This window comes from Pseudomonas sp. CCI1.1, from assembly GCF_034348165.1.
Taxonomy (GTDB): domain Bacteria; phylum Pseudomonadota; class Gammaproteobacteria; order Pseudomonadales; family Pseudomonadaceae; genus Aquipseudomonas; species Aquipseudomonas paracarnis.
In genome coordinates, this window is the sequence record NZ_CP133780.1 from 1,822,789 (window position 1) to 1,844,416 (window position 21,628).

Here is a 21,628-nt window from a genome sequence, read left to right on the forward strand (position 1 = left end):
CAATTGAACACTGCCGGGGTTGACAATGAACAGTTGTGAACAACACTTTATGCGCGACGAAGATCAAATGTGGGAGCGGGCTTGCCCGCGATGGCGGTGCATCAGTTTGTAGATGCTGTGCCTGACCCATTGCCATCGCGGGCAAGCCCGCTCCCACATTGTTCGATGTCTGACGTTAGATGGCGCAAGACCCGACAACAATAATAAAGAAGGTCGCACGATGGCCGAACCCTTGACCCACGACACCCTTATCCAGGAATCCTGGCGCCGTTGCCGCGCCTACGGCCTGGATCACCAGAGCACCCCCAGCTTTGACCAACTGCCCGCCGAAGGCATTCGCCAACTCCTGGAAAGCCAGCATTCCCTGGTACAGACCACCCACCAGGAAGTGTTGCCCTACTACGAGAACATCCTCAGCAATTCAAACTGCCTGATCATGCTGGCCGACAATCAGGGCCAGGTGCTGACCTCGTGGGGCACCCAGCGGTTTATCGAACCCACGCTGGCCCGTGGCTTCAGCCCCGGCGCCAGCTGGATAGAACGCGCCAGTGGCACCAATGCCATCGGCACCGCACTGGCCTGCGCCCAGGCCGTGCATATTGAACACGATGAACACTTCCTGAAGGCCAACCGCTTCATGACCGGCTCCGCGGCGCCCATTTTCGATGCCCAGCGCGAAATCATCGCCGTGCTGGATGTGTCCAGCGACAGTTACCTGCCGCCCTCCCACACCCTGGGCATGGTCAAGATGATGAGCCAGACCGTGGAGAATCGGCTGATCCTCAACCTGTTTCGCGGCGAACACTTCCAACTGACCTTCAACACCGGCTTGAGCAACCTCGACAGCCAATGGGCCGGCCTGCTGATCTTTGATGAAAGCGGCCAGGTGCTGTCGGCCAATCGGCGTGCGGATAACTTGCTGGGCATCAGCCTCTCGCGGGTGATGATCGACAGCCTGTTCAAGGTGTCGCTGCTGGAGTTGCTCAACCAGCCCGAAGGGTTGCCGTTTGCGTTGCAGGCGGCGGGACGCAATCGGTTCCAGTGCCTGTTGAAGCGGCCCAAGCAGATGCCGGTGCAGGCGCGGGTGTTCAACCAACCGCCGCCGCCAGCGCCGACCGCGATCAACCTCCAGACCCTGCATTTTGGCGATGTGCGCGTGGAGAAAGCCGTGCGCCAGGCCGAGCGCCTGCTGGAAAAGGACATTCCATTGTTGATTCACGGTGAGACCGGCGTGGGCAAAGAAGTATTCGTCAAAGCCCTGCACCAGGCCAGTTCCCGCAGCCGACAGGCGTTGATCGCAGTGAACTGTGCGGCGATTCCCGCAGAGCTGGTGGAATCGGAACTGTTCGGCTACGAAAAAGGCGCCTTCACCGGCGCCAACCAAAAAGGCAGCATTGGCCTGATTCGCAAGGCGGACAAGGGCACGCTGTTTCTCGACGAGATCGGCGATATGCCGTTGCCGACCCAGGCCCGCCTGTTGCGGGTGTTGCAGGAGCGCTGTGTGCAACCGGTGGGCAGCAGCGAGGTGTTCCCGGTGGATTTGCGCATCATCTCGGCGACCAACCGTGCATTGCGCGAGCTGGTGCAGGCCGGGCGCTTTCGCGAGGACTTGTACTACCGCATCGGCGGCCTGACCCTGGAATTGCCGCCGTTGCGCGAGCGTACCGACAAGCAGGCGCTGTTCCAGCAACTGTGGCAGCAACACCGCGAGCCGAACCAGTGGGCCGGGCTGAGTGCCGAGGTGCTGAGGTTATTTGAGCAGCATCCGTGGCCGGGCAATTTGCGTCAGGTGAGCAGCGTGTTGCAGGTGGCGCTGGCGATGGCCGAGGAGCAGCCGATTCGCGCGGAACACCTGCCCGATGATTTTTTTGTGGATTTGCAGGCGACGGTGCCGCAGTCCAAACCTGAGCACCTGGATGAACGCCTCGACCTGAGCCAACGCCTGGAAGCCGTGGGCGGGAATATCTCCCACCTGGCGCGGGAGCTGGGGGTGAGTCGCAACACCCTGTACAAGCGACTGCGCCAGCACGAAGGCTGATTTAACGCCAACTCCAGGAAACGCCGGTGTAAATACCCCGCCCATCCGCCGGGGTGGAGCGCGCCGCGTCCATCCCTTTGTCGTCATAACCCGGCGTGACGGTGTTGGCATAACGGCGGTTGGTCAGGTTGCGCAGGTCGACCCAGGCTTGCCAGTCGTGTTTGGGCGCGTCATAGCCGAACGTGGCGCCGAGGGTGGTGTAGGCCGCCGCATAGTAGGAATTGGCGTAGTCCACCGCTACCCGTGATGCATGCTCGGTGTTGAGGCTGGTGTAGAAACCCGTCGGGTGGCTGTAGCGCAGTTGCGCCTGGTAATAGTGCTTGGGAATGCCGGGCAAGGTGTTGTCGCCGAAACGCTCGTCGTCGCGGTAGTGGAAGTCGCTGAAGGTGTAGGCCTGGCGTAGGTCGAGCTTACCGCTGCCACCGCCGTCCCACAGCGGGCTGAGCAGGCTCAGCTCCACGCCCTGGTGCACGGTGGGGCTGGCGTTGGATTCGGCGATGATCGCGTTGCTGGTGGCAGTCTGGGCCTGGGTCTCTACAGAAAGCAGCTCGTGGCGAACTTCCGAGCGATAGAGCGCCAGGTCCCATTGGCCGAGCCAGGCTTCACCGCGCCCGCCGATTTCCAGGGTGGTGGCGGTCTGATTACGCAGCTTCACGCCTTCGCGCTGCAACCCCGTGGCCGCCCCACTGCCCGGGCCAAAGTATTTGTTCGAGCCCCAGATCATCGACCACGCATGCGGGGGCTCTACCGAGCGGCTCAGGTTGCCGTAGACCTGCAACTGCGGGGTGAAGTCGTAACGCAGGCCAATGCGCGGCGCATAATCCCAATCATGCTGACTGATCGGCGCCTGGCCGTCGGGGTAAGTCACCTGGGTTTCACGGCGCGTGTAGATCGCGGCAAGGCCGGTGGTCAGCCACAGATCCTCCACCAGTTCCAGCTCGTTGCCGACATGCAGCACGGTGTCGGAGCCCAGGTAGCTGTAGTCGCGGGTCTTGGTGCCGGGGGCATAAATGGCGGTATTGCCCGTAGGGATGCGGACGTATTCCGACGCGCCATTGTTCGGCATCGCCTGGGTGGTACGCAGGCCGAGAGTGGTAGTGCTGGCGTGGCCGAACAGGCTGTCCTGGCGGATGTAATTCAGGGTGCCGCTGATATCGGTGTAGGCAACTTTGAGGCGGTTAGTGCCTTCGCGCAGGTCCATGGGGTAATCGTGATAGGCCAGCCCGACCTCGACCCGCGCGTTATCGTCCAACCGCAAGGTGGTCTTGTTGGCGATCCAGGTGGAGCCCGGTTGCAAGCGCTTTGAATCGCGGGCGGCATTGAGGCTGTTGGCGGCACGCGGATCATGGCTGATCTGGTCACGCGTGAGTCTGCCAGGGGAATCGTTGGTGGTTTCGCGATAACGCAAGTAGAAACGCGTTTCCAGGTCCGGGTTAAAGCGATAGCCAAAGTTGGCGGCGATGCCCTTGCCGGTACCAGCGCTCTGGTGCTGATAACCGTCGGACTCCGAATCGGTGAGGCTGATGTAATAGTCGGCGTCCCCCAGCACCTGCCCGGAACTGACTTCGCGTTGGGCATAGCCGCGACTGCCGACCTCATAGCGCACTTGCAGCTTGGGCGCGTCCAAGCCGGTGCGGGTAACGTAGTTGACCGCACCGCCCAAAGCCAATGCACCCTGATCGAACCCGTTGGCGCCACGCAGCACCTCTACCCGGCTTTGCCACAGCGGGTCCTTGAGCTCATAGGGCGTGCCGCCTGGGCCGGTAAGCGGCAGGCCGTCGAACATTTCATACAGGCCGGAGGCATGGGCACCGGGGGCGCGGTTCAGGCCCGAGCCACGAATGGACACCTTCACCCCTTCGTTATTGGCCGCCTTGGCGTAAACACCAGCCTGGTACTTGAAGACATCCTCGTTGGTGCTGACCCGTCCCTGTTGCACGCTGTCCATATCGATGTAATTGGTGCCGCCGGGCACGCTTTTGAGCTGCGCCTGGGCGATTTCTGCGGCACTGGCCTCAGCCGTAGTGACTTCAACCGGCGCCAATTGCAGGCCTTCGGCCTGTACCAGCGAACTGAGGGTCAAGGCGGCAAAAATAAACGGGGGGTGGCGCAGCAGCATTGGGAGCAGGTCCTTGGAATCCGGGAACGTGCCGGGCCGAGCCCACCACGCGAACAGTGATGGGAAGGCAGGTACGCCCCTCGAGTCACTCCTTAATGACGGACAGGGGCGTATCAAAAACAGGGGTGAATCAGTTTAACCATCGGCAGTTGCCAATGTCCGCATCAGATCATCTGCATCCGACCCCGGCGGAAAGCGAAAGCCATACATTTCGTCAGTGGCGAGAATCGCCCCCAAGGTGTCGCGCAACTGGTCTTCCGTGGGCGAGTCACGCAATAACTTGTGCGCCGGCAGCAATAACTCGGCAGACACGCCCTGGGCGGTCGCGGCGTCAATTACCGCATAGAGGATAAACCGCAAGCGTATTTCGCGATCCGTGGGCCAAACCGTTTTTCGTTTACCCAAGGGAGGGCCTCGTGTTTAAGAAAAATCCGAGGCTATTGCCCGCAGGCAAGCGTTTCAAGCCGCGAGAGGCAAGATAGGCCGCTTCCTACAGCGGAAAGGGAAACACCGCACCGATTGGTCGATGCGATGGGCCTTATTGCACCGGCAGGAAATTCATCAGCAACAGGCTTTGTGCGTAATTGAGGCCAATGCGCCGGTAGCGCTCATCGAGGATTTGGGTCAGCAGGTCCAACCGCGCGACGATCTTGCCGAACTCAACGGCAAAACTGAGGTTACTGCCCTCCTCCGAGATTTCATTGGAAAACAACAGCAACACACCATTGGCATCCTGACGCTGGCTGAGCAACCAGGTGGCTTTTTCGATATTACGCGCGGCATTGCTGACAAACTGCGGGTTGATCGAGTCGGTCACATAAAACTGCGTGCGCCCACCGTGAGCGGTCACGAGCATGCTGCCAATCGCATAGATGAACGCGCCGACGCGGTCGCCGCGAAAGTCAGGGCTCAAGGAATAGCTCAGGGCGGCCAAGTCACGCCTGTCACCCAGTGCGGGCAAGGGTTGGCGATTTTCGATGGCCTGGCGGATTTGCCGGGCGGCGGTCACTGCATCCGGGTAGCCCGATTGACGCCACTGGTTGGGGTTGCGCAGGTAGAGCTTGCTCATCAGCAGGTAGAGGCTTTGCAGGTTGTCACGCATGCCCAGGGTGGCCATGCGGTCGACACTGGTCTGGAAGAATTCATCGGGCTTGCCGTCGCTGAACTGCCTGGCGATATCGCGGCCCTGTTGCTGGCTGCAACCCACTGCACACAGCGCGAACATCGCAGCCAGCAACAGCGGCCATCGGGTGGTAAAAATCGTAATCGTTCGATCCATCGGCACCGGGTCTGATTCTGTGGGCCGCACGCGGGAGTCGGGTGGCCGGGACAGAGGTAGATCAGCAAAATGGAAAAAAGTGCAGCGGTGCGGGTCGGATCAGCATCGGCTTACAGCCACAAGGAGGTGAACGAGACCAAGGGGGCCAGCAGACAAAGCCCGGCACAGGGCCGGGCTCTTTGGCCTGAACGCCTTCAGGTCTTGGGATGCTCAGTAGCTACTGAATCGGCCGCATCTACATCCGACATATCTTCTTCAAGAGGCGCCTCGTCATCCGGCGGCAGCGGGATATTGTCCTCGTCACGCCGCGGGTCATGGCCGGTCTCGTTATCGGTGCCCCGGGTAACCGCTTGCTGGGAAATGTTGCCTGGGGCTTTCTCGTTGATTTCCATGCTGGCACTCCGTTTATAGGCTCGGGATATCCGCGCTTAGGGTTGAGAGGCTGCATCAGGGTTGAGAGTGCCGGGCGTTAGACGAATGGCGTTTAGTAGGCAGTCGGGGTGAAAGAAAAACTGCTGCCGTGCTGAGAAATTCTGCGGCGAACAAGGTCTCCCGGCTTCATATCAATTTCTGATTCGATGATTCTTGAGGTGCCGAAAAGCATGTATTTCGAGACACCAAGAATATGCTTGCCAGGGGCCAGCCCAAACCTGGCAACCTCCCCAGGGTGAAACTCGGCAGCCGGTTTTCCATCAATATGCAAAATAAAACGGACTTCAGCTCCGTAGATGCCCGAGTCTCTAGTCACCACCAACTGAGCCGCGTTCTTTTCCGTAAAGGCATACATTCTTGTGGATGGCACAGGGTCTGCGATGTCGGCAGATATAGGCGATGTGGAGCACCCACCAAGAGCAGCAAGCAGTAATGCTCCGATTAAGCCTCGCATATCGTTCCCTCAAAAAATTTGTGCGACTTTAACATCCACGATAACCATAACAAGCTGGCTGTTCGCTATGTCTTATCTGATGGTCGTTCTCCCCACCCACCGTTTGCCGCAGCAGGGCGACACCGGTCATCAATCTTCGGGATTGTTGTCAGCAAACGACTTATTCAGTAGGCCCTGAACGACACTGTCGGGATCACCCAGCAATTGCTTACTGAATGCCTCTCCCTCGGCTGGACGCGTCGCGAGTAGCCCCCAGGACTTTGTTCCATCTGCGTTAAAGACCACTATTAGCTGATTGTCTGCACAATCATGTGCCTTGCACATGTGGCCTACCGTAAAGCGCTTACCATCCGCCGAAACCGTCTCGACTGGCGACGCTGTGCCCTGAGCTTTACTGACCCAGTCCGGATAACTGAGCATCTCTGCGTAGGCTTTTTTGTAAGGCGCTTTGCTGGCAATCTCGGGCAGATATTGCTCAGCCCAAACGCCTTCAGAGACTAGCATCATGGAGGCACCCGCCAGCATCGAAAGGCTCAGTATTTTCATTCGAATGACTCCATCTCGCTGACTTTTCAGCCGCTTTCGCAGGTTGCACTTAAACATCGGTATGAAAGCTGGGACAGGGCACTGTTTTAGAAGTTTCGACGTTCACCTAACAAACAAGCTTGAAATCATGAGGCAGGCCATGGCTGCCGTGGAGAGGAATAAATCAGTCAAGCTAAAAGCTCCGTACTGTGCTTAGTAATGAATACGCAGTGCGAGGGCACGTGCACGATGACAGCTCCATACGGATCCAGTAAGACAGCATAGTCTTGTAGAAAAAGTGCTGTGATGACGGCGGTCATTTGCTTCGTGTACTTTCGACCCTCGACTTCACTTACGGATGAGTATCATGAATGACGATTTGAAGCAGTCAGGCTCTACGACTACATCACAAGCCACCACCTCTCTAGAGCAGGTCAAAACCGGCAGGGTCCTGGATTTTACCTGGGCGCCAAACGCCAACACCACGACCACCATCGTCTCGGCAGACTTTGTCGACTACAAGGTCGATACTGCCCAGGGCAGCCCCACTGGCGACAGCCATTCCATTGCACGATTTACCTATGTCCAGGGCAAAGGCGGTGGCCAGATCAGCCAGCTCTTTCTGGAAGAAATGCGTGCCGGTGTACGTGCCAATACCCAGATCGGGTTGATGGTAGGACGCAAATGGGTTCTGGACCCCAATGGGGAAGTTTCCGGCAGCATTGGTACATACGTGGTTGAGCAATTCGACGACATGCGCGCCAGTGTGAATTATGTCGGCTCCTTCGCCCGGGTCTTCGCTGATCCGAGAATGGTCAGTTACCACGCTGGCGGACATGTGCACACCAATGTTTCTATCACCGGCAGCAGGCCCTTGACCATGTCGGATTCAGGCAAGTCGATGCTGGTCATCAGCGATACAGATGTCACGCTGACAATCGGTGATGATGTGATTGAAGGGTTCAAGGTGAATCTAATCCAGGCGGCCGCCGGCAAGATCAACATTGCCGTATCCAGCAGCCACGTGATCTACAGCAACGCTGGAAGCCGCACGCACACGCTCAATCCACTGGATGAGCTGGAAGTCAGTACCTTCCCATTCGGGCCGGTGTTCCTGGCCTTTCGAGTTAGACCAACTGCCTAAATAGCCCGGTATAACCAAACCCCAGAAACGCAAAAGCCCCGCTTTCGCGGGGCTTTCGTGTAAATCTTGGCGGGAAACCAGGGATTCGAACCCTGGAGACGCTATTAACGTCCGCCGGTTTTCAAGACCGGTGCATTCAACCACTCTGCCAATTTCCCTTGTGCATCACAGGATTATAGTAGCCCATCCCGTGTCAGCGGGCGCCATAATACCCGAATGAAACACACTGTCAAACTCTCTGCATCGCTTGTTACAAGGCGTCTGTTATGATCTTTGCGACTGAACGTTTCAAAACTGAAGGAGTGTCGCCATGCGCGAACAGAATTACGCAGTGAATGGCAACGCGCAGGCTGAGCAGCTTGAAGTCAGCCGCGTGTTGCGCAACACCTACGGCTTGCTCGCCCTTACCCTCGCATTCAGCGGCGTGATGGCTTACGTGGCCCAGCAGATGCGCGTCGGTTACCCGAATATCTTTGTCGTGTTGATCGGCTTCTATGGTCTGTTCTTCCTGACCAACAAGCTGCGTGACTCGGCCTGGGGCCTGGTGTCGGCGTTTGCCTTGACCGGTTTCATGGGCTTTATCCTCGGCCCAATCCTCAACCGCTACCTGGGCATGGCCGGCGGTGCGGAAGTGGTCAGTTCGGCATTTGCCATGACGGCCCTGGTGTTTGGTGGTCTGTCGGCCTACGTGCTGATCAGCCGTAAAGACATGAGCTTCCTGGGTGGTTTCATCACCGCAGGCTTCTTCGTGCTGCTGGCGGCGGTGGTGGCCAGCATGTTCTTCCAGATCAGCGGCCTGCAATTGGCGATCAGCGCGGGTTTTGTGCTGTTTTCCTCGGTGTGCATCCTGTTCCAGACCAGCGCCATCATCCACGGCGGTGAGCGTAACTACATCATGGCGACCATCAGCCTGTATGTGTCGATCTACAACCTGTTCATCAGCCTGTTGCAGATCTTCGGCATCATGAGCCGCGACGACTGATCAGCCAACGCAATAAAAAATGCCCCGTATCGCGAGATACGGGGCATTTTCATTTTCAGGCCCGATAGCTCAGTACTGATTGGGTTCCATTTCCAGCTCGACCTTGAAGCGCTTGAAGATATCTTGCTGGATGCGTAGCGCCAGCTGGGCAATCTCCTGCCCGGTGGCGGTGCCGTAGTTGACCAGCACCAGCGCTTGCAGCTTGTGCACGCCCGCATCGCCCTCCCGGAAGCCCTTCCAACCGGCCTTGTCGATCAGCCAGCCGGCGGCGAGTTTCATTTGGCCGTCGGCCTGAGGGTAGGCCACCAGGTCCGGATACTGGCGTTGCAGCTCAACAGCCAAGGCTTGGGGTACCAGCGGATTCTTGAAAAAGCTGCCCGCATTGCCCAGCTCTGCCGGGTCTGGCAGTTTCTCGCGGCGAATGCTGCAGATCGCGCGGCTCACATCGCTTGGCGTGGCGTGGATGATGCCCTGCGCGGTCAGGCGCTGTTGCACCGGGCCGTAGTCGAGTGTCAGGTGACTGGCGCGGCTAAGGGCAAAGCGTACCCGCAGGATCAGCCAGCGCCCGACTTCGTGCTTGAACAGGCTGTCACGGTAGGCAAAGTTGCATTCGTCCAGGCTGAAGTCCCGCAGTTCGCCCGTCTGGCGATCCAGGGCGGTGAGGCCGGCAAACACATCCTTGATCTCTACGCCATAGGCACCGATGTTCTGCATCGGCGCGGCGCCGACAGTGCCCGGGATCAGGCTGAGGTTTTCCAGGCCGCAGAAGCCGTGCTCAAGCGTCCACAGCACAAACGGATGCCAGGCTTCGCCCGCTTCGGCTTCGACCACCACGCGCGTGCCATCGTCGCTCAGCACGCGAATGCCTTGTGTCGCCATACGCAACACCAGCGCCGGAACATCCTGGGTCAACAGCAAATTGCTGCCGCCTCCAATCACCAGCAACGGCACCGCCTGTGCGGCGGCATAGGCGATGGCCGCGCGCACGTCAGCATCACTGTGGGCCTCGGCAAATAATTGCGCGCTCACATCGATGCCAAAGCTGTTGAATGGCTTGAGCGATACCTGCGCACGCACTTGCAAGGTCATAACCGCCCCTTCAATTCGATCACCAATAAGTCACAGGCGCGTTCGATCAGGTCCAGGACCCGTTCGAAACCTTGCTCACCTTCATAGTAAGGGTCTGGCACCTCGTCCACTTCGCCATCAAAGCGACGCAGGAACAAATCCAGCTCCGCCTTGCCCTGCCCCGGCTGCATGGCTTTGAGGTTGCGCAGGTTACTGTTGTCCATGGCCAGGATCAGGTCATAGCGGGCAAAATCAGCACGGGAAACCTGCTGGGCACGCTGGCCCGACAAGTCATAGCCGCGCGCCAGCGCCGCACGCTGGCTGCGCTGGTCCGGCGGGTTGCCGATATGCCATTCTCCGGTGCCAGCAGACGCCACCTCAACCTGGCCAGCCAAGCCTGCTTCACGCAACTTATGGCGCAAGATGCCTTCAGCGGTTGGCGAGCGGCAGATATTGCCCAGGCATACAAACAGAACTTCCATCAGGCGCCCAGCAGGCGACGGACGCGTTCGAGGTCTTCCTGGGTATCGACACCCGCTGGCGGTGCTTCCAACGCATCGCCCACGTGGATACGCACGCCGTGCCAGAGGGCACGCAGTTGTTCCAGGGACTCGGTATTCTCGAGCCAGCACGGGCCCCAACTGACGAAGTCGTGCAGGAAACCGGCGCGGTAGGCATAGATGCCGATATGGCGGCGATATGGCACGCCCTCCGGCAACACGTCGCGATTCTTGGCAAAGGCATCCCGCGCCCACGGCAAGGTGGAGCGACTGAACGTCAGTGCCAGGCCGTTGATGTCGCTGACCACTTTCACTACGTTCGGGTTGAACAGCGTCTCGATGTCTTCGATCGGTTCGGCCAGGGTCGCCATACGCGCCTCGCCATGGGCCGCGAGGTTGGCAGCGACCTGATCGATGACACCCGGCGGTATCAATGGCTCGTCGCCTTGCACGTTCACTACAATCGCGTCGGGTGCCAGACCCAGCTGAGTGGCGACTTCGGCCAGGCGATCAGTACCGGAGTTATGGTCTTCGCGGGTCAGGACCGCTTCGGCACCAAAGCCTTTGCACGCCTCGATGATACGCGGGTCATCGGTAGCCACCACCACCCGTTCGGCGCTGCTCTTGCACGCTTGCTCCCACACCAGCTGGATCATCGGCTTGGTGCCGATCATTTGCAACGGTTTGCCCGGCAGACGGGTCGAGGCATAGCGCGAGGGAATGACAACGGTAAAGGCGGTGGTCATTTATCCAGGCGCTCATCGGTGGTCAGGGTGCGGGCTTCGCTTTCGAGCATGACCGGGATGCCATCGCGGATAGGGTAAGCCAGGCCGGCACCTTTGCTGATCAGCTCGGTTTTGTCGGCGCTGAGCTTGAGCGGGCCTTTGCAGATCGGGCAAGCGAGGATATCGAGCAGTTTGGTGTCCATGAGTGTTTCCTGGAAAAAAACGTTTTAAGGCAAAAGACGGTTGGGCAGCAGACGCATCAGCTGCATGTCGAACCAGGCGACGAACGCCGGCGACGGTACCGCATCCACCGCAAGGTACCACCAGTCGGGCTGGGCAAAGGCGCGGCACTTCACCGCGTCCTTTTCGGTCATGACCAGCGGCAATGACGGGGTAAAATTCAAGACCTCTGCGCTGTAGAGCGCGTGATCGGCAAAAGCATGGGGTAACGCCTGCCAGTGTAGCGTTTCAAGGGTATTGAAGAAACGTTGCGGATTGCCTATTCCGGCCACCGCATGCACCTGCTGGCCCTGCGGAAAATAGGTGACCGGCTGGCGCTCGCCGCTGTGCAGGTTGACCAGCGCTGTGGGCTGCAGGCGGAAGGCAAAGCCATCTTCACGGTCTGAAAGGGCACCGTTATAAAGCACCCCGTCCACACTCTGCAGGCGCTCCACCGGTTCGCGCAACGGCCCGGCAGGCAGGCACCGGCGGTTACCGAGGCCACGGGCGGCATCGATCAGCACCAGTTCAAGATCGCGGGCCAGGCGGTAGTGCTGCAGGCCGTCATCGGAGAGGATCAGGTCCAGGGGCTCGCAGGCCAGCAGGGCCTTTACCGCACGACTGCGATCAGGATCGATCATCAGCGGTACACCGCTGCGCTGCACGATCAGCAAGGGTTCATCACCGGCCACCTCGGCACTGTGGCCGGCCTCGACCCGCCACGGCAACTGCGGCGGATTGGCACCGTAGCCTCGACTGACCACTCCTACGCGCAAGCCGCTGCGTCGGCAGTGCTCGATCAACCACAGGATCAAAGGCGTCTTGCCGGTGCCTCCCACCGTAATATTACCCACCACGATCACTGGCACAGACGACTGATAAATCTCGCCCTCGCCCGCCACGAAGCGCGCACGCTTACGTTGAACCACACGGCGATACAACGATTCCAGCGGTCGCAGCAACATTAGTGCTGGATGACCTTCGTACCATGCCTTGAGTAAACGGTCGGAGATGGCCATCAGGGCGCGCTCGCCGCCTCGACAGTGGTCATGCGCAAATGGCTGAAACCGAGCTTGCCGGCAGCGTCCATGGCGGTGATCACGGCCTGGTGCGGGGTTTTGCCATCGGCGCTGATGGACAGCGGCAACTGGGTGTCGCCACCAGACTCCTTCTGCAACGCCTCCATCAGGCTGGCAAGGTCATTTTTCTCCAGCAACTGGTTATTCACCGAAAACACCCCTTCGGCGCTGATAGCGATGTCCAGCTGCTTGACTTGCTGGTCTTCGGCAGGCGAGCCACTCACCGCTTCAGGCAGGTCGACACGCAACTGGGTTTCCCGGGTGAAGGTGGTGGTCACGACAAAGAACAGCAGCAGGATAAACACCACGTCGATCAACGACGCGAGATTGATATCAACATTTTCCCGTTGCTTACGGCGAAATTTCACGCTTTGCCCTCGACCAGGTCTACATCACGGTCGCCCTGCACCACTTCTACCAGCTTGATGGCTTCCTGTTCCATACCGACCACCAGTTCATCAATGCGCCGCTGCAGGAAACGGTGGAAAAACACCGAAGGGATACCCACCATCAAGCCCGCAGCAGTGGTGATCAGGGCCTTGGAAATGCCCCCGGCCAATACCGACGCGTTGGTGGTCATGCCCGAGCCCGTGAACGCACTGAAGATATCGATCATGCCCAATACCGTGCCGAGCAAACCCAGCAACGGCGCCATGGCGGCGATAGTGCCGAGGGCGTTGATGTAGCGCTCCAGTTCATGAATAACCCGGGCGGCCGCCTCTTCGATGCACTCCTTCATGATCTCGCGACCATGCTTGGAATTGGCCAGGCCGGCGGCGAGGATTTCACCCAGTGGCGAATTGGCACGCAGCTCTTTGAGCTTTTGCTTGTCGAGCTGCTTGTTCTTGATCCAGCCCCAGACCTGCCCCAGCAAGTGCTCGGGGGTGACGCGACTGGCGCGCAGGGTCCACAGGCGTTCGGCGACGATGCCGAGTGCGACGATGGAGCTCAGAATGATCGGCGACATCATCCAGCCGCCGGATTTGACCAATTCCCACACAGTGAATGTCCCCTCGAAAAAGTGCGCCACTTTACCATATAGGGTCAACAGAAGGGTTCACCGGCTACAGGTCCGTCTGTCGCGGTTCGAGACCTTGGCAACGCCTGATTACGGTAACGGTTCGCGCCAGAAACGACGTTCGCTGCGCGCAACTGTCGCAGGCACAAACGCCCCCAGGCGCAGGCGCACAGCGCCCTGTTCGGCGCTGTCATACACCCGGCTGCCCAGTGCTTGGTAGCGTTCGAGGACCTGCGGATGAGGATGGCCGAACGTATTGCTGCGACCGCGGGAAATCAGCACAGAGGTGGGCGCCAACCGTTGTACGAAAGGCCAGGACGAAGAACTTCGGCTGCCATGGTGCGGGGCCTGCAGCCAGTCGGTCGGAACCGCCAGCGGGGATGCCAGAAACGCCTGTTCGGCAGCGCGATCAATGTCGCCGGTGAGCAGCAGGCGTTCGCCATTGGCCTGGACGTGCAGCACGCACGACCTCGGATTGCCCTCAAGCCCACCCGCCCACTGCCACAGCTCAAACGACACACCATCCCATTCCCATCGTTCGCCGCTGGTACAGGGCTGGGTGGCGAGAAAGGCTGGCAAGCCCTCGGTTTCGCCGCCCACCACGCGTTTGACGGGCAACCCCCGAGCCACTGCTGCCGCACCACCGGCGTGATCGGCGTCGGCATGGCTGAGCAGCATCATGTCCAACTGCCCTACCCCGAGTTTTTTCAACGACGGCAACACGACGCGCGCGCCGAGGTCGACAGGCCCCGAGCGCGGCCCGGCATCGTAGAGCAACGTATGATGACGGGTGCGCAGGATCAGTGCCTGCCCCTGGCCGACGTCCAGTTGCACCACATCTACCTGCCCGTGGGGCACCCACTCCCTGGGCGCAGATACAGCCATCAACAGCATGGGCCAGCCCAGCGCCCGGAACGGCAACCCCTTGGGCAGCAACAAAATCACCGCGCCAGCCAGGCTAACCAACCAATACCCCAAAGGTACCTCGGCGGGTACCCAGGCCGGCAATTGCGCGGCCAGCAACCCCAGGCCTTTAAACAATCCGTCCAGCGCACCGCCGGCCAGCCACAGCAACCCCTCCCCAGCCAGCGGCACCCACAGCAACGCCGTGCCCAGCAGCGCCAAAGGCAGCACTACCAGGCTGATCCAAGGCACGGCAAGGAGATTGGCCACAGGTGCGCTGAGGCTGATGGGCAAACCCAGCACCAACAACACTGGAAACAAACCAATGGCAATCAGCCACTGGGGTCGGGTCCACACCTGCCAGGCGCTCCAGGGCCCCAGGCGCCCGCCGAACGCCAACAGCAACACCGCGACCGCCGCAAACGACAACCAGAACCCTACCTGCAGGCTGGCCAAGGGCTCCAGCACCAGCACGCCGTTCAGTGCCAGCAGCAACGGCCACCACACGCCCAAATGGCGGAAACGCAGACGCCACAGCAGCACCAGGCCAACCATCATGCAGGCCCGTTGCACCGGCACGCCGAACCCGGCCAGCAGCCCGTAACCCAATGCCGCGCCAAATGCCAGACCGCACGCCCACGGCAGCCACGGCCAGGTTCGGGGCCAGCAACCATAGCGCGCCAGCATCGCGACCAAGCCGTAGATCAACCCCGCCAGCAAGCCGATGTGCTGCCCGGAAATCACCAGCAGATGCACCGTGCCCGTGTCCTGCAACACCTGCCAATCCTCAGGCGCCAGGCCGGAACCGTCGCCCAATACCAGCGCCGCCAAGCCCGCCTCACGGCCTTGGGCATCCACCGCCATCAGGCGCTGGCGAACAGCATCGCGCCAGGCATTGCGGGCCGGTGCAAGACGCTCTCCGTCTTTTACCGTTGCGGTGGCACCGATACGCTGGGCCAGCAGCCAGGCTTCGTGGTCGACCCCATGGAAATTGAGCAGGCCCGCAGGCCGCTTGAGTGTCAACGCCAAACGCCAGCGTTCGCCGCTGTTCACCACTGGCCCGCCGTGCCAGGACACGCGGATACGTTTGGGCAGCCGAACCTTGCGCGCCCGGCCGTCGGCCAGTTCAAAGCGCACGCCCGTACCTGTCTGCTGGGGCAAGCCCACCACACGTCCCTCCACCCAGCGAGTCTGCCCCTCCAGGGCCGGCTGCAGGCGATCATCCAGCGCCCGCTGCGCGCTGAAACAGGCCCAACTCAAGCCCACCAGAAAGAACGCCACGGGATAGGACCGAAAAGGCAACAGCATCAAGGCCAGCACCAGCATGGCCAACAACCCGGCGCCAGGCGGCAACACCGGTAACCACCGCAACGCCAGCAACCCCAGCGCCAACGCCAACATCCCTGTCTTCATGGATCATCCTTTTCCAGTGATCCACTCAGTCTTAGCCGGCTGAACGACAGCGTCTATGATGTTTTGTCACAAAGTCTGAATTTTCTGTTTATAGAATCCGGGCATACTTGCCCCTCGAATTGACCTGGACCCCTTATGCCCCGGCGCTTATTCAAACGGTACATGCCTGATCCCAGCAGTATCAGGGAACACAAGTCATTACAGTTTCTTGGCACGCTGCTGCATGACCCCAACCTCTGGCACCTGAACCGGCACTCAGTGGCTCGTGCCATGGCGGTGGGTTTATTTGCGGCGTTTATCCCGATTCCGTTGCAGATGTTGCTCGCCGCAGTGCTCGCGATCTCGGTGCGCGGCAATATGCCCATCGCCATCAGCCTGGTGTGGTTGACCAACCCCATCACCATGCCGGTGGTGTTCATCTGCACCTATATGACCGGCGCCTGGCTGATGAATGTGCCGCCACGCAGCTTGCCCGACAACCTGACGTGGGAATGGATCAGCGGCCAGTTGAGCACACTCTGGCAGCCGTTCCTGCTGGGTTCGGTGGTATTGGGGGTAGTATTGGGCGCCCTGGCCTATTGCCTGACCATGGCGTACTGGCGCTGGTGGGTGGCGCACCAGTGGAAAAAACGCAAACTGCGTAGGCGCTGAGCGCTAACGGGCCAGCAAGTGCAAATGCACCCGCAGGCCCTGCCCGGTATTTTCCGCCCATAAGCGACCGCCCTGGCGCTGCACGGCGTTGCGGGCAATGCTCAGGCCCAGGCCGAAACCACCATCGCCGGGCCGCGAGCCGTCCAGGCGGGTAAAGGGCGCGAAGATGCGCTCCAGATCATCCTCAGCAATCCCAGCGCCCTGATCCTGCAGCCAGATATGCCAATAGTCCCCCTCCCGACAGCCGTCGAGTTGCACCCAGCCGCCCTGGGGCGAGTGGCGTACGGCGTTGCGCAGGATATTTTCCAAGGCCTGGGCCAGTGCATTGAGGTTGCCACGCACCCAACTGTCCGCGGGTAACAGGCACGGCAAGCGCGATGCGGGCCAACCGCTTTCAAAACACGCGTTCTCGCGCAAGATGTCCCATAACGCCTGGAGCTGAATGTCTTCCTGGGGCAGCGGCGTTGTTTCGCTGTCGAGCCACGCCAGTTGCAGGCTGTCTTCCACCAGGCGCTGCATGGCGTCGATTTCCCGGCCCAGGCGCTCGCGCAGCTTGGCCGGGTCTTGCTCGCTGTCGCAGGCCACCCGCAGGCGGCTCAAGGGTGTGCGCAGTTCATGTGACATATCGCGCAGCAACTGCTGCTGCAAACGCACGGTGCCCTGCAAGCGTTCGGACATATGGTCAAAGGCGCGGCCCAACTCGCCCAGTTCATCCTGGCGGCTGGTGGCATCGCGAGACATCCGCGTATTGAGTTGGTCCGCACGCCAGGCATTGGCCTGCTCGCGCAATTGATTGAGGGGCATGATCAACAGCCGGTAGAGGCCGATGCACAGCAACAGGGTAAACAGGCCGGGAATCACACCATTGGTGACCACCCGCCAGAACAGTTGATAGCGCCCTGGCATAAAACGCTGCGGCAGCTCGATCACCAGCGACCCCGCGCCAGGGTCGACCGGAAACGGCACCTTCATCCAGGGCAGGCCAATGACATGCCGGCTGACCGGCCAATCCAATCCGCGCAAAAACGTCAGGCGCTGGCTTTCCTTGTCACTCAAGGGCGTGCTGCCCAGGGACTGTAGGTCGTTACCGATCACCCCCACCCAAGTGCTTTCGCGCTCGGCCATCCGCCGCAGCCAGGCGTCCACGCCGGCGCTGCCTTGAGTGCTCCACGCCAGCTCGGCACCCGCGGCATAGCCAGTGAGAATCTCCCGCGACTTGTCCGACAGGTACGCGCTCTGCTGCTCCATGTAGCGGCCCCAGGACCAACTGAGCCAGATCATCAGCAAACAGAAGGCGATCAACAGACAGGCCAGCTTCCAGAACAACGAGTGCCTGCCGGGCAATCGCTCAAAGCCCTTCATCGTGACCGCTCAGCACGTAGCCCTTGCCCCATACGGTGCGTACTTCACGCTCGATGTAACCGATGGCCTTGAGCTTGCGGCGGATCTGGCTGACATGCATGTCGAGGCTGCGGTCATGGGGCGCATACCCGCGCTGCAACACCTGCTGATACAGGAAGGCTTTGCTGAGGACTTCTTCGGCATTGCGGTGCAGGGTTTCCAGCAGGCGGTATTCGCTGCGCGTGAGCCCGGCCCACTGGTCCTGGCAGGACACATCGCAGCGTTCATCATCAAAGTGCAGCACCCGGGCATGTTCAGGTACCGAGGCGCGCGGCGGCTCGGGCCGGCGATCCAGGGCAACGCGGCGCAGGATCGCTTCAATTCGCACGCACAGTTCAACCATGCTGAACGGCTTGGGCAAATAGTCGTCCGCGCCCAGGCGAAAACCGCTGATACGGTCGGCTTCAGCGCCCAGGGCCGACATCAGGATCACGGGCATGGCGTGGCTCTGGCGCAAATGGGTGAGGATCGACAAACCGTCCAGCCCCGGCAGCAGAATGTCCATCAGCACCAGGTCGAAGGCCTGGGCGCGGGCCAGTTGCAGGCCCTGCTGGCCGTTCTGGCACCAGGTCACCTGGAAGCCGCTGCGGCCAAGCTGCTCGTGCACGTAGGCGCCCAACACCGGGTCGTCTTCGATGGTCAGGATACTGGGTAGGCCAACTGCTGCGGGAGTCATTAGCGTCTGCAAGTCATTCTCAATCACTGATTATTCAAGATTAAACGTTCACAGGCAATCGCCACCCGGCGCCGAATGGCCCGAAGATTGCCGCATGTCATTAATTTGCAAGATTCCAGACCGTGCAAATGGCTACACTGCGCAGGTGGCGCGGGCCGGATGCCGGCGTGGATCATTGATAACAACGTGGTAGCAGGAGAGTGGCGTGCTTAGAAGAATGGGGATAAAAGGCCGCGTACTGTTGCTGACCTTATTACCGACCAGCCTGATGGCGCTGTTGTTGGGCGGCTATTTCACCTGGATGCAACTCTCGGAGTTGCAGACCCAACTGCTGCAACGCGGCGAAATGATCGCCGAGCAATTGGCACCCTTGGTGGCACCCGCGCTGGGCCATAAGAACACCGACCTGCTGGAGCGCATCGCGACCCAGTCCCTGGAGCAGCCGGATGTGCGCGCCGTGTCGTTCCTGGCGCCCGACCGTTCGTCCCTGGCCCATGCCGGTCCGACCATGCTCAACCAGCCGCCCACCGGCAACAGTTCGCACCTGTTGCAGCGCACCGGCAATGACGCCACTCGCTATCTACTGCCGGTGTTTGGCCGCCATCGCAACCTGGCGGGCGAGTTGATTCCCGATGAGGCCGACCGTCTACTGGGTTGGGTCGAAGTGGAGCTGTCCCACAATGGCATGTTGCTGCGCGGCTATCGCAGCCTGTTCGCCAGCCTGCTGCTGATCGCCATCGGCCTGATGTGCACCGCCGCCCTCGCCCTGCGTATCAGCCGCACCATCAATTCGCCGATTGGCCAGATCAAGCAAGCCGTGACCCAGCTCAAGGACGGCAACCTGGAGACACGCCTGCCACCCTTGGGCAGCCAGGAACTGGACCAACTCGCGTCGGGCATCAACCGCATGGCCGAAACCCTGCAAAATGCCCAGGAAGAGCTGCAACACAGCATCGACCAGGCCACCGAAGACGTGCGCCAGAACCTGGAAACCATCGAGATCCAGAACATCGAGCTGGACCTGGCGCGCAAGGAAGCCCTGGAGGCCAGCCGTATCAAGTCGGAGTTCCTGGCCAACATGAGCCATGAAATCCGCACGCCGCTCAACGGCATCCTCGGCTTTACTCACCTGTTGCAAAAAAGCGAGCTGTCGCCGCGCCAGTTGGACTACCTGGGCACTATCGAAAAGTCTGCGGATAACTTGCTGGGCATCATTAACGAGATCCTCGATTTCTCGAAGATTGAAGCCGGCAAGCTGGTGCTCGACAGCGTGCCTTTCAACCTGCGCGACTTGCTGCAAGACACCTTGACCATCCTCGCTCCCGCCGCCCATGCCAAGCAGCTCGAACTGGTGAGCCTGGTTTACCGCGACACGCCCCTGGCGTTGGTGGGCGACCCGCTGCGGCTCAAGCAGATCCTGACCAACCTGATCAGTAATGCGATCAAGTTCACCCGCGAAGGCACCATTGTGGCCCGGGCCATGATCGAGGACGAGCAGGAAGACAGCGTGCAATTGCGCATCAGTGTGCAAGACACCGGCATTGGCCTGTCGAACCAGGATGTGCGCGCCCTGTTCCAGGCATTCAGCCAGGCCGACAACTCGCTGTCGCGCCAGCCCGGCGGCACCGGTTTGGGCCTGGTGATTTCCAAGCGGTTGATCGAGCAGATGGGCGGCGAAATCGGCGTCGACAGCACGCCGGGTGAAGGTTCGGAATTCTGGATCAGCCTGAACCTGCCCAAGACCCGTGACGACGTCGAAGACCTGCCCGCCGCGCCGCTATTGGGGCGTCGTGTGGCCGTGCTGGAAAACCACGAACTGGCGCGCCAGGCCCTGCAACATCAGTTGGAAGACTGCGGCCTGGAAGTCACGCCGTTCAATACCCTGGAAAGCCTGACCAACGGCATCACCAGTGCGCACCAGACCGAACAGGCCATCAGCCTGGCGGTGCTCGGCGTCACGGCCAACGACATTCCGCCCGAGCGCCTCAACCAACACCTGTGGGACCTTGAACACCTGGGCTGCAAGGTGCTGGTGCTGTGCCCGACCACCGAGCAGATGCTGTTCAACCAATCGGTGCCCAACCCCAACAGCCAATTGCAGGCCAAGCCCGCCTGTACGCGCAAGTTGCGCCGTTCCCTGGCCGACCTGATCAGCCCGCGCCCTTCGCGCAGCGAACCCGGTGAGCCGTTGTCCAGCCGTGCGCCACGGGTGCTGTGCGTGGACGACAACCCGGCCAACCTGTTGCTGGTGCAAACCCTGTTGGAAGACATGGGCGCCAAGGTGCAGGCGGTGGAAAGCGGTTACGCGGCGGTCGACGCCGTGAAGCAGGAAACGTTCGATTTGGTGCTGATGGACGTGCAAATGCCCGGCATGGATGGCCGCCAGAGCACCGAGGCGATCCGCCAGTGGGAAAGCGAGCGCCACGGCACGCCGCTGCCGGTGGTGGCCCTCACGGCCCACGCCATGGCCAACGAAAAACGCGCCCTGCTGCAAAGCGGTATGGACGACTACCTGACCAAACCCATCAGCGAGCGGCAATTGGCCCAGGTGGTATTGAAATGGACCGGCCTGGCGCTGCGTAACCAAGGCCCGGAGCGCACCCATGAAGGTGCGGCCCAGGGCGTGCAGCTCTTGGTACTCGACCACGAAGAAGGCCTGCGCCTGGCCGCCAACAAGGCCGACCTGGCCGCCGATATGCTCGCCATGCTGCTGGCCTCCCTGGAGGCTGATCGCCTGGCAATTACCCACGCCCGCGAAGCCAATGACAACCATGCCTTGATCGAGCGCGTGCACCGTTTGCACGGCGCCACCCGCTACTGTGGCGTGCCGCAATTACGAGCAGCCTGCCAACGCGCCGAAACCCTGCTCAAGCAGGATGACGCCAAGGCCATGGCCGCGCTGGACGAACTGGACATGGCGATTGCGCGGCTGGCCAGTGAAGCCAGAGTCAGCGCCTGACCCTGTTTTCATGGGCAACGAATCAACAATGTGTAAATTGCAG

At 60.6% G+C, this 21,628-nt stretch carries 21 protein-coding genes and 1 tRNA gene; 5 read left to right on the forward strand and 17 right to left on the reverse strand.

Going from position 1 to position 21,628, the window contains the following annotated elements; all coding sequences use genetic code 11:
- The first annotated feature begins 220 nt into the window (after positions 1-220).
- Positions 221-2,038, forward strand: a complete 1,818-nt coding sequence (locus RHM69_RS07760; RefSeq protein ID WP_014718866.1) for a sigma-54-dependent Fis family transcriptional regulator — start codon at positions 221-223, stop codon at positions 2,036-2,038.
- 1 nt (position 2,039) lies between these two features.
- On the opposite strand, the gene RHM69_RS07765 is transcribed toward RHM69_RS07760, so the two are convergent.
- The 6 genes from RHM69_RS07765 to RHM69_RS07790 form a co-directional block, all read right to left on the reverse strand.
- Positions 2,040-4,157, reverse strand: a complete 2,118-nt coding sequence (locus tag RHM69_RS07765) for a TonB-dependent receptor family protein (protein WP_102666268.1) — start codon at positions 4,155-4,157, stop codon at positions 2,040-2,042.
- Positions 4,158-4,292: 135 nt separating this feature from the next.
- Positions 4,293-4,562 (reverse strand): hypothetical protein, encoded by a 270-nt coding sequence (locus RHM69_RS07770; RefSeq protein WP_019816804.1) that lies wholly within the window; start codon positions 4,560-4,562, stop codon positions 4,293-4,295.
- 133 nt (positions 4,563-4,695) lie between these two features.
- Complete coding sequence (locus RHM69_RS07775; protein ID WP_200599895.1) at positions 4,696-5,436, reverse strand: hypothetical protein; 741 nt, start codon at positions 5,434-5,436, stop codon at positions 4,696-4,698.
- A gap of 194 nt (positions 5,437-5,630) precedes the next feature.
- A complete protein-coding gene (locus tag RHM69_RS07780; protein WP_014718870.1) occupies positions 5,631-5,828 on the reverse strand; it encodes a hypothetical protein in 198 nt (65 codons plus the stop codon).
- A gap of 92 nt (positions 5,829-5,920) precedes the next feature.
- Positions 5,921-6,322 (reverse strand): hypothetical protein, encoded by a 402-nt coding sequence (locus tag RHM69_RS07785; RefSeq protein WP_014718871.1) that lies wholly within the window; start codon positions 6,320-6,322, stop codon positions 5,921-5,923.
- Positions 6,323-6,451: 129 nt separating this feature from the next.
- A complete protein-coding gene (locus RHM69_RS07790) occupies positions 6,452-6,868 on the reverse strand; it encodes an Ivy family c-type lysozyme inhibitor (RefSeq protein ID WP_014718872.1) in 417 nt (138 codons plus the stop codon).
- Between the two features lie 346 nt (positions 6,869-7,214).
- Here RHM69_RS07790 and RHM69_RS07795 point away from each other — a divergent pair, with 346 nt between their 5' ends.
- Positions 7,215-7,991 (forward strand): hypothetical protein, encoded by a 777-nt coding sequence (locus tag RHM69_RS07795; protein ID WP_019816803.1) that lies wholly within the window; start codon positions 7,215-7,217, stop codon positions 7,989-7,991.
- Positions 7,992-8,058: 67 nt separating this feature from the next.
- Here the strand turns inward: RHM69_RS07795 and RHM69_RS07800 are convergent.
- Positions 8,059-8,149: transfer RNA gene (locus RHM69_RS07800), tRNA-Ser, on the reverse strand.
- A gap of 152 nt (positions 8,150-8,301) precedes the next feature.
- Between RHM69_RS07800 and RHM69_RS07805 the strand changes: the two genes are divergently transcribed.
- Complete coding sequence (locus RHM69_RS07805; RefSeq protein ID WP_003192030.1) at positions 8,302-8,973, forward strand: Bax inhibitor-1/YccA family protein; 672 nt, start codon at positions 8,302-8,304, stop codon at positions 8,971-8,973.
- A gap of 69 nt (positions 8,974-9,042) precedes the next feature.
- Here RHM69_RS07805 and murB read toward each other — a convergent pair whose 3' ends face one another.
- From murB to RHM69_RS07845, 8 genes are all read right to left on the reverse strand, one after another.
- Positions 9,043-10,062: a UDP-N-acetylmuramate dehydrogenase gene (gene murB, locus RHM69_RS07810; RefSeq protein WP_020303087.1), complete on the reverse strand. Its 1,020-nt coding sequence runs from the start codon at positions 10,060-10,062 to the stop codon at positions 9,043-9,045.
- A complete protein-coding gene (locus RHM69_RS07815) occupies positions 10,059-10,523 on the reverse strand; it encodes a low molecular weight protein-tyrosine-phosphatase (RefSeq protein ID WP_054917236.1) in 465 nt (154 codons plus the stop codon). The genes murB and RHM69_RS07815 overlap by 4 nt, the downstream gene beginning before the upstream one ends.
- Entirely contained in the window at positions 10,523-11,287 is a 765-nt protein-coding gene (kdsB, locus tag RHM69_RS07820) for a 3-deoxy-manno-octulosonate cytidylyltransferase (protein WP_054898278.1), read from the reverse strand. Before kdsB ends, RHM69_RS07815 begins: the two co-directional genes overlap by 1 nt.
- Positions 11,284-11,469 (reverse strand): Trm112 family protein, encoded by a 186-nt coding sequence (locus RHM69_RS07825; protein ID WP_003174668.1) that lies wholly within the window; start codon positions 11,467-11,469, stop codon positions 11,284-11,286. The genes kdsB and RHM69_RS07825 overlap by 4 nt, the downstream gene beginning before the upstream one ends.
- A gap of 24 nt (positions 11,470-11,493) precedes the next feature.
- The gene (gene lpxK, locus RHM69_RS07830; RefSeq protein WP_200599897.1) at positions 11,494-12,504 is read right to left on the reverse strand and encodes a tetraacyldisaccharide 4'-kinase; all 1,011 of its coding nucleotides are present in this window, start codon (positions 12,502-12,504) and stop codon (positions 11,494-11,496) included.
- Positions 12,504-12,932, reverse strand: coding sequence for an ExbD/TolR family protein (locus RHM69_RS07835; protein WP_060766997.1), 429 nt, complete (start codon positions 12,930-12,932; stop codon positions 12,504-12,506). The genes lpxK and RHM69_RS07835 overlap by 1 nt, the downstream gene beginning before the upstream one ends.
- A complete protein-coding gene (locus tag RHM69_RS07840) occupies positions 12,929-13,564 on the reverse strand; it encodes a MotA/TolQ/ExbB proton channel family protein (RefSeq protein WP_200599899.1) in 636 nt (211 codons plus the stop codon). Before RHM69_RS07840 ends, RHM69_RS07835 begins: the two co-directional genes overlap by 4 nt.
- 108 nt (positions 13,565-13,672) lie before the next feature.
- Positions 13,673-15,898, reverse strand: a complete 2,226-nt coding sequence (locus RHM69_RS07845; protein WP_234452797.1) for a ComEC/Rec2 family competence protein — start codon at positions 15,896-15,898, stop codon at positions 13,673-13,675.
- 135 nt (positions 15,899-16,033) lie between these two features.
- Here RHM69_RS07845 and RHM69_RS07850 point away from each other — a divergent pair, with 135 nt between their 5' ends.
- A complete protein-coding gene (locus RHM69_RS07850) occupies positions 16,034-16,549 on the forward strand; it encodes a DUF2062 domain-containing protein (protein ID WP_003192045.1) in 516 nt (171 codons plus the stop codon).
- A gap of 3 nt (positions 16,550-16,552) precedes the next feature.
- Here RHM69_RS07850 and RHM69_RS07855 read toward each other — a convergent pair whose 3' ends face one another.
- Both RHM69_RS07855 and RHM69_RS07860 read right to left on the reverse strand, forming a co-directional pair.
- Complete coding sequence (locus tag RHM69_RS07855) at positions 16,553-17,911, reverse strand: sensor histidine kinase (RefSeq protein WP_014718879.1); 1,359 nt, start codon at positions 17,909-17,911, stop codon at positions 16,553-16,555.
- Complete coding sequence (locus RHM69_RS07860) at positions 17,898-18,626, reverse strand: response regulator transcription factor (protein ID WP_014718880.1); 729 nt, start codon at positions 18,624-18,626, stop codon at positions 17,898-17,900. Before RHM69_RS07860 ends, RHM69_RS07855 begins: the two co-directional genes overlap by 14 nt.
- Positions 18,627-18,831: 205 nt before the next feature.
- Between RHM69_RS07860 and RHM69_RS07865 the strand changes: the two genes are divergently transcribed.
- On the forward strand, positions 18,832-21,585 hold the full coding sequence (locus RHM69_RS07865) for a response regulator (protein WP_019816717.1): 2,754 nt from the start codon (positions 18,832-18,834) through the stop codon (positions 21,583-21,585).
- Positions 21,586-21,628 lie beyond the last annotated feature (43 nt).

Coding starts and splice junctions, on each gene's coding strand:
- RHM69_RS07775 (WP_200599895.1), bottom strand. CDS start 5,436: ATGGATCGAACGATTACGATTTTTACCACCCGATGGCCGCTGTTGCTG.
- RHM69_RS07760 (WP_014718866.1), top strand. CDS start 221: ATGGCCGAACCCTTGACCCACGACACCCTTATCCAGGAATCCTGGCGC.
- RHM69_RS07795 (WP_019816803.1), top strand. CDS start 7,215: ATGAATGACGATTTGAAGCAGTCAGGCTCTACGACTACATCACAAGCC.
- lpxK (WP_200599897.1), bottom strand. CDS start 12,504: ATGGCCATCTCCGACCGTTTACTCAAGGCATGGTACGAAGGTCATCCA.
- RHM69_RS07825 (WP_003174668.1), bottom strand. CDS start 11,469: ATGGACACCAAACTGCTCGATATCCTCGCTTGCCCGATCTGCAAAGGC.
- RHM69_RS07785 (WP_014718871.1), bottom strand. CDS start 6,322: ATGCGAGGCTTAATCGGAGCATTACTGCTTGCTGCTCTTGGTGGGTGC.
- RHM69_RS07845 (WP_234452797.1), bottom strand. CDS start 15,898: ATGAAGACAGGGATGTTGGCGTTGGCGCTGGGGTTGCTGGCGTTGCGG.
- RHM69_RS07855 (WP_014718879.1), bottom strand. CDS start 17,911: ATGAAGGGCTTTGAGCGATTGCCCGGCAGGCACTCGTTGTTCTGGAAG.
- RHM69_RS07790 (WP_014718872.1), bottom strand. CDS start 6,868: ATGAAAATACTGAGCCTTTCGATGCTGGCGGGTGCCTCCATGATGCTA.
- RHM69_RS07780 (WP_014718870.1), bottom strand. CDS start 5,828: ATGGAAATCAACGAGAAAGCCCCAGGCAACATTTCCCAGCAAGCGGTT.
- RHM69_RS07860 (WP_014718880.1), bottom strand. CDS start 18,626: ATGACTCCCGCAGCAGTTGGCCTACCCAGTATCCTGACCATCGAAGAC.
- RHM69_RS07805 (WP_003192030.1), top strand. CDS start 8,302: ATGCGCGAACAGAATTACGCAGTGAATGGCAACGCGCAGGCTGAGCAG.
- murB (WP_020303087.1), bottom strand. CDS start 10,062: ATGACCTTGCAAGTGCGTGCGCAGGTATCGCTCAAGCCATTCAACAGC.
- RHM69_RS07850 (WP_003192045.1), top strand. CDS start 16,034: ATGCCCCGGCGCTTATTCAAACGGTACATGCCTGATCCCAGCAGTATC.
- RHM69_RS07765 (WP_102666268.1), bottom strand. CDS start 4,157: ATGCTGCTGCGCCACCCCCCGTTTATTTTTGCCGCCTTGACCCTCAGT.
- RHM69_RS07815 (WP_054917236.1), bottom strand. CDS start 10,523: ATGGAAGTTCTGTTTGTATGCCTGGGCAATATCTGCCGCTCGCCAACC.
- kdsB (WP_054898278.1), bottom strand. CDS start 11,287: ATGACCACCGCCTTTACCGTTGTCATTCCCTCGCGCTATGCCTCGACC.